The organism is Planococcus dechangensis, assembly GCF_042654465.1.
Taxonomy (GTDB): domain Bacteria; phylum Bacillota; class Bacilli; order Bacillales_A; family Planococcaceae; genus Planococcus; species Planococcus dechangensis.
The window spans coordinates 959,006-971,254 of the sequence record NZ_JBHSGL010000005.1 but is presented as its reverse complement, the minus strand read 5'-3'; the positions used below and the strand labels follow the sequence as shown (position 1 = coordinate 971,254).

General features: G+C 44.7%; 11 protein-coding genes. 10 read left to right on the top strand and 1 reads right to left on the bottom strand.

What is annotated here, in order from left to right; all coding sequences use genetic code 11:
- The first annotated feature begins 13 nt into the window (after positions 1 to 13).
- From ACFO5U_RS08095 to ACFO5U_RS08050, 10 genes are all read left to right on the top strand, one after another.
- Positions 14 to 1,378, top strand: a complete 1,365-nt coding sequence (locus ACFO5U_RS08095; protein ID WP_377278267.1) for a YjiH family protein — start codon at positions 14 to 16, stop codon at positions 1,376 to 1,378.
- A 97-nt stretch (positions 1,379 to 1,475) separates the two neighbouring features.
- Positions 1,476 to 2,354 carry a UTP--glucose-1-phosphate uridylyltransferase GalU gene (gene galU, locus ACFO5U_RS08090; protein ID WP_377278265.1) on the top strand — a complete coding sequence of 293 codons (879 nt, stop codon included), beginning with the start codon at positions 1,476 to 1,478 and terminating at the stop codon, positions 2,352 to 2,354.
- An 83-nt stretch (positions 2,355 to 2,437) separates the two neighbouring features.
- Positions 2,438 to 2,953, top strand: a complete 516-nt coding sequence (locus ACFO5U_RS08085; protein WP_377278263.1) for a hypothetical protein — start codon at positions 2,438 to 2,440, stop codon at positions 2,951 to 2,953.
- Positions 2,954 to 3,368: 415 nt separating this feature from the next.
- Positions 3,369 to 4,130: a hypothetical protein gene (locus tag ACFO5U_RS08080; protein WP_377278261.1), complete on the top strand. Its 762-nt coding sequence runs from the start codon at positions 3,369 to 3,371 to the stop codon at positions 4,128 to 4,130.
- Positions 4,127 to 5,359 carry a glycosyltransferase family 2 protein gene (locus ACFO5U_RS08075; protein WP_377278260.1) on the top strand — a complete coding sequence of 411 codons (1,233 nt, stop codon included), beginning with the start codon at positions 4,127 to 4,129 and terminating at the stop codon, positions 5,357 to 5,359. Before ACFO5U_RS08080 ends, ACFO5U_RS08075 begins: the two co-directional genes overlap by 4 nt.
- Positions 5,356 to 6,408: a hypothetical protein gene (locus tag ACFO5U_RS08070; protein ID WP_377278258.1), complete on the top strand. Its 1,053-nt coding sequence runs from the start codon at positions 5,356 to 5,358 to the stop codon at positions 6,406 to 6,408. Before ACFO5U_RS08075 ends, ACFO5U_RS08070 begins: the two co-directional genes overlap by 4 nt.
- Before the next feature lie 17 nt (positions 6,409 to 6,425).
- A complete protein-coding gene (locus ACFO5U_RS08065) occupies positions 6,426 to 8,111 on the top strand; it encodes a DUF2334 domain-containing protein (protein WP_377278256.1) in 1,686 nt (561 codons plus the stop codon).
- Between the two features lie 211 nt (positions 8,112 to 8,322).
- Positions 8,323 to 8,970, top strand: coding sequence for a hypothetical protein (locus ACFO5U_RS08060; RefSeq protein ID WP_377278254.1), 648 nt, complete (start codon positions 8,323 to 8,325; stop codon positions 8,968 to 8,970).
- A gap of 74 nt (positions 8,971 to 9,044) precedes the next feature.
- Positions 9,045 to 9,947, top strand: coding sequence for a hypothetical protein (locus ACFO5U_RS08055; protein WP_377278252.1), 903 nt, complete (start codon positions 9,045 to 9,047; stop codon positions 9,945 to 9,947).
- A gap of 156 nt (positions 9,948 to 10,103) precedes the next feature.
- On the top strand, positions 10,104 to 10,661 hold the full coding sequence (locus ACFO5U_RS08050; protein WP_377278250.1) for a DUF4126 domain-containing protein: 558 nt from the start codon (positions 10,104 to 10,106) through the stop codon (positions 10,659 to 10,661).
- A gap of 176 nt (positions 10,662 to 10,837) precedes the next feature.
- Here the strand turns inward: ACFO5U_RS08050 and ACFO5U_RS08045 are convergent, their stop codons facing one another.
- Positions 10,838 to 12,031 (bottom strand): LysM peptidoglycan-binding domain-containing protein, encoded by a 1,194-nt coding sequence (locus ACFO5U_RS08045; protein WP_377278248.1) that lies wholly within the window; start codon positions 12,029 to 12,031, stop codon positions 10,838 to 10,840.
- Positions 12,032 to 12,249: the final 218 nt, after the last annotated feature.

Here is a 12,249-nt window from a genome sequence, read left to right as displayed (position 1 = left end):
GGGGGAAATGTTCATGACAAGCATTCCAAAAGAAAGACAGGAGCTGCCGCAGTCGGCTACCTGGAAATTTATCATTCCGTCATTGATCGGGGCATTATTGTTTCTTGTGCCGATTTCCTATGACGGGCAAATTACGATCGGTGTCGGAATCCTCGCATCGTTTCTGCTGTCGACTTTCGGAGAGTGGATTCCTGGATTCATTGTCGTTCTGCTAGGCTTCTCAGCAGTCGCAGGGCTGGTGGCGACCATTGCAAAGCCTGATTTTATCCGAAATTCATCGTTGCTGCGGCCGATTTTCATTGTCGGCCCCATCAGCTTATTGATCCGTTTTATCGGATTCGCAGTCGGAGTCATGGCATTTTATGAAATCGGCCCGGCTGCGATCGCTTCACGCAATACCGGCGGCGTCGTGTTGTATGACCTGGCGCCTGTATTACTGACGTGGTTTTTGTTTGCCGGCATTCTCTTGCCGCTGCTTGTTGAATTCGGTTTGATGGAATTTGTCGGGACCTTGCTCAATAAAATCATGCGCCCTGTGTTCACATTGCCGGGCCGTTCGTCGATCGATGCCATGGCATCCTGGATGGGTGCAGCACCTGTCGGCGTATTGGTAACGATGAAGCAATATGATGAAGGCTATTATACGAAGCGAGAGGCTTCCGTCATTGCGACGACCTTCTCGATTGCCTCTGTCGCCTTTAGCTTAGTGGTCGCAAATGTCATCGGCATCGGCCATTTATTCCTGCCATTTTATTTGGCGGTCTCGGTTGCATGTCTCGTCGCTGCCGTCATTATGCCCCGCATCCCGCCATTGTCGAGAAAATCCGATACGTATAGAGAAGGAATCGGAAAACAAATTGATGACACCATCCCGCCTGATGTTTCCTTGGTCAAATGGGGCTTTGAAGCTGCGCGCTCGAAAGCCAATCGTGCTGCAAGCGGAAAAAAATTGGCGCAATCCGGTGTCGGGACCGTTATGGACATCTGGCTCGGCTTGATTCCGCTCGTCATGGCGCTTGGTACTGCCGCGCTGGTCATTGCGGAATATACGCCGATTTTCAAAATCATCTCTTACCCGCTCATTCCGTTATTGACGCTATTGGGATTGCCTGAAGCGGAAGCGGCGGCTCCGACTTTACTGGTCGGATTCGCGGATATGTTCTTGCCGGCAGTGCTCGGCAGCGGCATCGAAAGCGATTTGACCAAATTCGTCATCGCCGGCATTTCGCTGACGCAATTGATCTATATGTCTGAAATCGGCATCCTGATCCTACGTTCAAATATTCCCGTGAAATTTTGGGAACTTGCAGTAATTTTCTTGTTGCGTACAGCCATTACATTGCCGATTATCGTATTGTTTGCCCATCTGTTCGTCTGAACAGGAGCCTCCGTTTATGCGGAGGCTTTTTTACGTTACGGAAACAATGCTATACTCACAACCATACAATCGCATTTTTTGAAAGGTGAGAGGTTCCATGAAAGTAACGAAAGCAATCATACCGGCTGCGGGGCTCGGCACGCGCTTTTTACCCGCAACGAAAGCTATGCCGAAAGAAATGCTGCCGATTGTCGATAAACCGACCATCCAGTATATCGTTGAAGAAGCAATCCAATCGGGAATCACGAGCATCATCATCGTTACCGGTAAAGGAAAGCGCGCTATTGAAGATCATTTCGACCACGCCTTCGAACTTGAGCATATACTGAGACAAAAAGGGAAGCTTGACGTGCTGGATTCGGTTTTGGCTACTTCTGAAGTGGAAATTCATTACATCCGCCAAAAGCAGCCGCTTGGACTAGGCCACGCCATCTGGTCTGCGCGTCATTTTATCGGCGATGAACCGTTTGCCGTGCTGCTCGGCGACGACATCGTGCAAAATGATCCTCCGGCATTATTGCAGCTGATGGAACAGTTCGAGAAAACAGACAGCCCGGTAATCGGCGTTAAACAAGTGCCGGATGATGAAACGCATCGCTATGGCATCGTTGCGCCGAACGAAACGGATGGCGCGCTCATGGCTGTCAATCATTTCGTCGAAAAGCCGGCAGCAGGAACAGCTCCTTCCAATTTTGCCATCATGGGCCGCTATGTACTGACGCCAGAGATTTTCCGTCTGCTTGCTGAACAACAGCCAGGAGCTGGCGGCGAAATCCAATTAACCGATGCCATTGAAAAGCTCAACACAATCCGTCCTGTCCATGCTTATGCTTTTGAAGGAAAGCGCTATGATGTAGGTGAGAAGTATGGCTTTATCGAAACGACGATCGAATTCGCATTGCAACGGCCGGAATTGAAAAAACAGCTGTTGGCATTGTTTGAAAGGAAGTTGGCAGAAGAAGGACCGAAAAAATAACTTCCGGATGATTGAATTTTCTGATAATAAATGACATACTTATACTATATTCAAGCGAATAAACGGAGCAGAGGAGGACTTCGATGATTACAGAAGATGACATTCATGTCGATTACCAGATCCAAATGAAAGCCGGCACAGAAATCTTTACTTGTGCAGCGGATTGTAGGATTAAAGATGAGGAACAACAGGTGAAAGTAGGAGATGCTCATTTTTATTTGTTCAACCCGCAGCGCAGTTCGCTCGAATCTCTGTCGATGTATGCTGGTGAAATCTCGGAAGGCCTGGGCGATGTCTACCGTGATTTAAAGCACATACCGGATATTGATGATGTATTTGGCCTCATCGCGGTATTTGATGATTTGCAAGTAGTCGAAGCAGAGCGCAATAAAGGAATAGGCGAGTCATTTGGCCAAAAGCTGCTCGAAGAACTGCGCTTTTTGGATGTCGAATTATTGGTCGTCATCCCTGGCTATTATACGAATACATCCAAACAGGACGAGGTGTATAATAAAAGGATCCGTACGTACTATAAGAAGAATGGCTTTAAGCGATTGAGAAAGAATATGGACAACCCAGTCATGTACACCTATTTGTAGATCCTAGTAAAAGCTGCCGCTTGGGTAGCTTTTTTTATTGTCTTTTATTTACGGCTCATAGGCAAAAATAAGCTTCTAATTGGCTGTATTTATGCAATCAAACCGAAATGTTCAAATAAACGGAAATTATTTAAAAAACTTTCCCATATTCATTTACATATTATGTATGCGCTTTCAAATTAGTGGTATAGCACTTAGTGTGACTATACTCACTCAAAATATTATATCTGAAAATTTAGTTTATATAGCACTAAAGGTCTACTTAAACGAAATTTGTACAGGATTTTAATACTGACAATCCTTTTTATACTAGTTTTTATCAGTTTTATGTAGTAGTATAGGTTTATGATATTTCAATGTTTATAATATTGGAATAAATAACAGGTAATTAAACCTATGTGATGGGGTGGGCAGAATGAAGAACAATTTAAAGCTTGGGGTTTTGATTTTGATGGTGCTTGGATTCGGTTGGGCAATGTTCTCGCTGGTTCTACCGTTTTCTACCGAAATGCTATTGGTTGCAGGGCTTTCCATCCTTTTCATGACTTTGATCCACGAGCGCTATGTATTCCTCTATGGGATAAGCGTCATTTTGAGTTATGGGATATTCTTGACAATATTCGCCTTTTTCTTCACACAACGTCCCGATTTGGAAATGATGTATATCTACAGTCATTTACTGTTTACTGGGTTCATCTTGTCATTTTGGCTGCTGTTGAACCAAATGAAGCAGATTGGCTACGAAGCAAGCGAGTTGCGCCGGCAAGTGCAATTGCTGCAAAAATATCATGGTGAAACCGATATTTTGACGGTCAATGAGTTTACCGAACAGGCGCAATGGCTTTTGAAAACGACCGAGCGTCGCCAGGAAGAAGCTTGGTTTGTCGAAATTACCATCAATACGAAAAACAAACGGACGCAACAGAACATAAAAGAATCGCTCGAGCGTGCCACATTGTCGACGATACGCCAAAAGTTCGACTTGGCGACTTCGACGGGTCAATCGATTTATTTATTGCTTAAAGATATCGATGAAGAAGGCGTTCGCTTAATGCTCGAACGTTACCGCGACAAAGTAAAGCAGGAATTGAATTTGCTCGATTCGCCTTATGAAATCAGGAAGGAACAGGTGTCGAATATCAACGAATTGTCGCGTGCCTTAGGTAGAGCGGTATGAGTATATTCATCGGATTCATCGTTGTCTTGTTCTGGGTTTTGCTGTTGTTCTACTCTGCTGTGACGATCAGCGGAATCTGGTACCGCCTGCGTTTCAAGAACCCGCCGAAAATCAAGCATTATCCGAGTGTCGCCCTATTGATTCCTGCTCATAACGAAGAAATCGTCATTGAAAATACTTTGCGCGCCATGGCAAGGTTGAAATATGAAGGTAAGTTGGACATTTATGTGTTGGATGACAGTTCCAAAGATGGCACGGCAGATATTGTCCAGGAATTCGCAGAAGTGTTTTCTCGCATCCATTACATCCCTGTGCCGCCTGGCAATCCGAAAGGGAAATCACGGGTCTTGAACTACGGCTTAAGCATTACCAACTCGGAGTATTTTGTGGTTTATGACGCGGATAATGAACCGGAGCCGGATGCGCTGGAAAAATTGGTGCAAGCGGCGGAAACAGTCCCTAATGCGGCTGGAGCCGTTGGATATGTCAGAACGAAAAACGTCGATACGAATATATTAACGCGCATGATTGCGCTTGAATTTCAGGTATTCCAATTGCTCATGCAGTGTGGGCGTTGGGCGATGTTCAAAATCGGTTCGCTTGCCGGCACCAATATGTTGCTGCGGCGTTCTGTCATCGAAGAGGTCGGTGGCTACGATGTGTATGCGCTAGCAGAAGATGCCGAGTTGACAGTGCGTTTGACTGCTGCCGGCTATGTGTTGCCGGTGATCCCGACTTCCCATACATGGGAGCAGGAACCAGAGACCTTAAAAGCGTTCATCAAACAACGGACACGCTGGTTGACTGGGAACTTGTATTTATTGGAAAAATCCTTAAAAGATTGGACTCACTGGAGCGGCAGAACTTTTGTGCTTAGCTTGCAACATCTTTTCACCTACTTGATATTCGTGCTCATGCTGATGATTTCCCATAGCTTTTTCATCTTAAACGTAACGGGTGTGGATATTCCAGTTATCGGCGCTCCGCTCATGATGCTTTGGTTCATGACGTATATCGTTTACACTGCCCAACTTCTGAGTGCACTGGTCGTCGATAGGAATGTCTCCTTAACGAATGTGCTTTATGTATTGATCATGTATTTCACTTATGCTCAGCTGTTTCTTCTATTATTGGTTCTCAGCATTTCAACATATACATGGAGCAAGCTTCGCAAGAAAACAATTGCTTGGGATAAAACACAACGCTTTAGAGGGAGAGTAGACTCATGAGGAATTGGTTTTTGCCGTTCATGGCGATCGCTTTGACGCTGGGTGCTTGCAATGACGGAGCAAATGAACAGGCGCCTGAACCGGAACAGCAACCAGAAGTCGAAGAGCAGCCGGAAGAAGAGCCGCAGGAAACTGAGGAGCAGCCGGTAGAACAAAAAGCAGTTCCAGAAAATTTTGGTGAACGTTATTTCGATCAGAATGATTTTATCCATGCGTACCCGAATGCATTGGATTCTCAATTCTTGTCTGAAAGCATCGGTTTATACATGGAATATTTGGTCATGATGGAAGATGAAGAGAAATTCGCTGAACAGTATGAGAATCTATTAGATGAATTTGTGGTCGAAGAAGAAGAAAACTTTTTCATCAATTGGCTCATTTTCGAAGATGCTACCGTCAATGCGTTGATCGATGATATCCGGATTGCCGCGACACTGCGTGAAGCGGACGCGTTGTTCGGGCAGCCGGAGTATTCCGAGACGGCAGACCGCATCATCGAAACCATTTCCCGTGTACAAACCAATAATGGCTACACAGTCGATTATTATGATTGGGAAGTGGAATATCCTGCACAACGAGTAACGTTGAGCTATTTGATTGCGGATGTACCAGAAGACATGAATGCAGACCGCTTGCTCGAAAACGTGGATGCGGATGAAGTATTCTTCCCTGAATATTTTGATGTGGCCGATGAAGTGTATGTGAAAAATGAAATTGTCCACATGATCGACCAACTGCTCATCGCGATCAACCGCGAACGGATCGGCCTCTCTTCGGAACCTTTTGAAGAATGGTTAAAAACCGAATGGGAAGAAGAAGGGCGCCTGTTTGGAAGATATGACCGGGAGAGCTTAGAAGCAACAGTCGCATACGAATCACTGGCGATGTATTTCTATATGAACGAATATTTCCTGGTAATTGGCGAGGACGAAAAGGCAGAACAAGTAAAGGACCGTGCGACAGAAGTTGCTGAAGCCAATGCCAACGGTGAAACGCATTTCTTCGACTTTATCCATTATCACATGATGATGGAAGATGAGTCGAAATAAGAGAGGGGGCGCTGCTTTTGAAAAATCAACTAGCTATCTTGTTCCTGATTATGCTTTTGGTCGTTGCCCCTTGGCACCAAGCATCAGCGGATGAGCCGGCAAGCGACGAACCGAAAGTGCTGATTTTGTATCATGCAGAAGAAGTGACGCAGCAAGAGGAAGTTCCGATCTTGGATATGTTGGTGGGCCACTTTACTTCGGACATCACAATTCAATCGATCGAGGAAGCTGCCATTGAGTACGAAAAAGGCGATTATACACATGTAATCTATTTTGGTTTAGGTGAACGGCAATTGACTACAGAAGAATTGTTTATTGTCGATCAATACGATGACATTAAAAAAATGTTCATCGGAAACTATTTTGAGTATTTTACAGATTCACATGAACTGAGCCTTCGTGACTTCCGGACGATGACTTCGGTTTCCGGAGATGGAATCGAAGTTCCGCTTCCAGAAGGGAAAGACATGATGCTTATTAACGGCATTGAGCAAATGGAAGTGCTGTTCGAAGGAAATGCTGAAGACGGAAGCTACCCGCTGATTTTCAAGGACGAGCTGCGCTATTATGTCGCTGCCAACTCGATCACCGGTAATCTCAGTCATGTCATTGGCGAATCACTATTTGACTTCTTCGATAAGGAAAAAGCGGCGCCGCAAAAAATAGTCCGTTTGGAAGACATCCATCCCAAAAGTGACCCGGTGCTCGTCAAACAAGTTGGCGATTATTTGGCAGAGCGCAATATCCCTTATGCAGTGACCATCGTGCCGGTTTATACCAATCCTGATACCGGCCAGCGAATCCATTTGTCACAGGCGATCGAGCTGGTGGATGTGTTGCAGGAAATGCAGGCAAACGGTGCCAGTATGATCCAGCACGGCTACTATCACCAATACCGTGCAGATGAAACCGGTGAAGGTTTTGAATATTGGGATGTGGACCATGACCGTCCGATTTATCAATCCAATGAGGATGAAGTTCAATTAAAAGAGGATTTCGCTTCCGAAGAAGAATATGACGAGTTTGTGCAGAACATCGGCTTGCCATACGAGCAAACGTATATTTACGATTCTATTGTCAATGGCGTTTATGACATGACGGCAGAAGGTTTGTATCCAATTGCGTTTGAAGCGCCCCATTACTCCATGTCGCAAACTGGATACAAGGAGCTGTCAAAATATTTCACGACTTATGTCGGGCAAATCCAAACTTCGAACCGGACATATGATGGAACGTTCGCTCCTCTTTATCCTTCGACTCCTGCCGGGCTTCACGGCATGACTTTGTATCCTGAGACGCTCGGCTATATCAACCCTGACAATCCAGATGCAGTAGATGAATTGATGGTAGAAGCGGATTATGTCTCCCAGTTCAGCAGCAGCTACTTGGCGTTTTTCTATCATCCTTATCTCGGGATTGAAACTTTTGAGGAATTGATGGGCGAATTCGAAAAGTTTGATGAATATGAATGGGTCGATTTGAAACAGCTGGACCACAAAACTGAGGTCGATGGCATTGTGGTGGAAACGACTGACGGTGATATCAATGTCTCTCGGCCAATGAGTGTACTGGTCGCACAAACAACCAAAGATATGTGGTGGGTAGCCATACCGATCGGTCTTTTCATTATCGTTGCGATTATTGCGTTCGTCAGTAAACTGCGTAAACGTAAACCGGAAAATGATTTTTTTCGGGAACGTTGACGCACAAAAGTATTGAAAAGAAGAACATGGGGCAGAGAATTTCTCTGCCCCATAGTTTTTTGCCGCGAGCTAGTGTAAGATAATTTTGGTAAAGAAATTAAATATCTTTTTGATTTTTTACCAATTATTTTACGAGGAAGAGAATAAAATGAATAAATTGAAATTATTACCATTATATATAGTGTTAGCATTTTTCTCAGGAGCCGTTTTATTGTATATGCGTTGGCCTTTTTATGAACATGCCTTATTTGTCGCATTGATTTCTGTACCGGTCATTTTTTTGCTGTCTAGAAGATGGATACCGGTCTTTTTGCTAGCTATTTTAATAATATCTGTCGTCTATGCTTGGCAAGAGCCTGCTTTTGTTTTGACATCGATCGGAACGTATGGCTTGTTGTCTGTTTTTCAGTTTGCACTTTGGTCGATAGCGGATAAGCTGAATCAAGTTGCAGATGAATCTGCGCGGCTTAAAGAACAGTATGAAGTATTGTCGCAAAAAGACGGCGAACTTCGCGTATTGAGTTTGCAGGAGTTTTTTGAACAATCTCTTTGGATGGTGAAAACGAACAAGCCAAAAGAGCGAGCATGGTTTATGGAAGTGCTGCCGCCGGTGAACTGCCCATTGCTGACAACTAAATTGGAGCAAGTGGCTCTCGGCGCTATTTCCACGGAGCGTGATTTGGTGACCAGCAAAGAAGGGAAGATTTATCTGTTGGTAAAAGTGGCGGAAGAACAAGCGCTGCAGCCTTTGATTCATCGTTTTGAAGAAGTGCTGCATGCGGAAAATCTTTCTGCTGCATATGAAATCAAGAAAAAAAGCATTACAAAAGTAGTCGAGATGAGGAGTATATTAAATTGAAGCGGACAATCAGGAATGGATGGGCGTCGTTGTTAATCGTCAGTAGTTTGATTTTTGGAATCGGGGGGTGCGCAGTGGCTAAAGGGCAGGAAACTACAGTCCAGCAAATAGTCAGTTCTCATTACGTTAACGATAAAGGGGTGATCCACGCATATCCAGATGATGAAAAATCGGAATATTTATCGGAAAGCATCGGCTTGTACATGCAGTATTTGCTACAAATCAATGATGAGCAAGAGTTTCGGAAGCAAGTGGAAATTTTGCAAAACCAATTTTTAGTCAAAGTGGATGACCGATATTTCGTACCATGGCGCGTATATGAAAATGCCAAAGTTAATGCCTTGATCGACGATATCCGCATTGCAGCAGTTCTGGACCAGGCAGCTCAAACCTTCAATGAACCGGATTTTGGAGCTCTTGCAAAGCAAATACGTTTGCCGATCGAATCGCAACAACATCAAGAGGGCATTGCCGTAGACTATTACGATTGGTCTTACGGCCTGGCTGGCAAGCGCGTGACACTGAGCTATTTGATTGAGGAATTAACAATAAATACGGACTCGTTCAACTTGCTCAAGCTTGAGAAAGACCAGCTTTTCTTTCCGGAATACTATGATTTTGAAAAAGAACGCTATATGGCAAGCGATGAAGTTCATATGATCGATCAATTGCTGATTGCCATTAACCGTTTTGACCAAGATATCCGCTCGCCTGAGTTCGATAGCTGGCTGTTGGCGGAGTGGGAAGAAAGAGGCATGCTGGCGGGACGCTTTAACCGAGAAACGGGTACGCCTACTGTCGAATACGAGTCGCTCGCTGTCTATTATTATTTATGGCAATACTTAGAGAGAATCGGAAAACCTGAATTGGCCAAGGAAGCATTTAAGCAAGCTGAATTGGTCATAGGTGAGGAAGTGCCGGGGGAATTGCATTTCTTCGATTTTATTCATTACCAAATGATGGTTGCTGCTCAATAGGCGGCTCCTTCAATGAGAAAGGCGAAAAAGAGGATCCTCTTTTTCGCCTTTTTTTAAAATGGATATTCTCCTGGACAAAAGCTGGATAGCTGATTTGTTAGTTTAATTTAAGTAAGGGTATGGAATCATTAATAGCATAAACCTGGAGGTGATCTGATGGAAATGGTTGTTGCGGTTTTCGTCGGTCTAGCATTAAGTGCAACGGTAGGTTTTCGCATCTTCACCCCGTTATTGCTGACGGGTATCTTTGAACGTGTGGACTGGGTCACTTTATCTGAAGGTTTCAGTTGGGTAGGAAGCACGCCTGCGCTCATAGCTTTCGGCGCCGCTACAGTATTTGAAGTGCTGGTCAATTACATTCCGGCAGTCGGTTCATTCATGAAATTGATTTCCACCCCCGTTGCGGCCTTGGCGGGCATTTTGCTGACGGCTTCGTTTATTGGGGACATGAATCCGTTTTTAGAGTGGTCGATTGCAATTATCGGAGGCGGTGGAGTCGCTACGGCTTCACATGCGACATTGACGGCAGTGAAAGGCGTCAGTGATACCGCTATGATGGGTCCGGCGGTATCCATTGCGGAAGATGTGACCGCTACGGTCGCACCGATCCTATTCTTTTTCATCCCCGCGCTGGCTATTGTCTTCTTGTTGATAATGGTTTATGTCATCTATCGCTTGTATAATCGGTTTCTCCGGAAAAAGCAACCTGTTTGAACTGAATAAGCGAATTCCCTGTTAGTGGAAGAAAACTTTAAAGTTACTCAAAAATTCAATTATTCACCGCAATGCAATCGAATCCCCTCTTTGCGTTCGCTGCATTCATAATGAAGATTCGACATCTATGCACAAAGAAACGCCCTCGTCATGAGGGCGTTTCTTTGTGCATAGCGTCAGCGCGGAATAATGAGAACTTGGCCGACGCTGATGGAATTGACGTTGGTGATTTTGTTGGCTGTAGCGATAGCTGTGACTGTCGTATTGTATGTGCGGGCGATGCTGTATAGTGTATCGCCGGCTTTAACCGTGTACTTGATACTTGTTGCCGGCGGCGGTGCTGCTTTAGTTGGGATGATCAGCACTTGACCGACGCTGATAAGATTGACGTTGGTGATTTTGTTGGCAGTGGCGATAGCGGAAACCGTCGTATTATACTTGGAGGCAATACTATAAAGTGTATCTCCAGCTTTGACTGTATATTTAACTGTCGTTGCAGGAGGTGGAGGCGGCGGTGTAGTTCCTGGGATTACTAAAACTTGCCCTACACGGATTAAATTATAGTTGGTGATGTTATTGGCTTTTGCTAGAGCTGCAACTGTGACATTATATTTTTTGGCAATGCTGTAAAGTGTATCTCCGGCTTTGACAGTGTAGGTGGTTCCGCCGGTAGGAGGCAATTTCAAGAGCTCTGAAACGGTGACGAATGAATAGCCTTTCGCTTTCAGTTTGCTGATCATGCCTGGCAAAGCAACCGGAGTTCCGGGTGCCCCGGCACCGGTATGCATCAATACGATGGAGCCGGGCACGATGTTGTTGACGACTTTGTTTGTTATTTCAGTTGAAGACAAGCCTTTCCAGTCGATGGTATCAATGTTCCACTGAATGGTATGCGTATAGCCGGCATCACCGACACCTTTCAAGACGGTCGCATTAGTTGCGCCGAACGGGGCGCGGAAAATCGGCTTGGTCGACTTGCCAGTGACATTTTTGTAGGCTGTTTCTGTTTTGGCTAATTCGCTTTGCATGGCTGCGATGCTGATTTTCGTGAAATCCGGATGTGAATAGGAATGGTTACCGACTTGATGTCCCGCATTGGCGATATTACGGATCCAGCTAGGATGATGATTGATGCCGGAACCTGTCACAAAGAAAGTGGCTTTTACGTTATTTGTTTTCAGGATGTCGAGGATTTTATTGATATTCGTCCCATCGGATCCATCATCAAAAGTTAAAGCTACCACTTTGCTCGTCGTGTTGCCTTTCGTGACATAGGTTGAGGATGCGGCATCTGCTTGGCCTGTGAACGACAACAGTGAAAAGAGCAATAATCCAGTAATCGCTATCAACTTGCTCCATTTGGAAAACATTCTGCTCACCCCTTAATATTTTTGCCGACAACCGGCTTATGTATGAAGAAAAGATGATGTAGGTAATAAGATTAAAACTTACATAGCGTATAACATAATGACGTATTTTATAGTCTTATTATATCACGTACATAATTAAAAACTATCATTATGATTGAAAATTCAGTGAATATATTTTTTTATTTTATCTGAATCCTAAATTTAAAATGGATCAACTC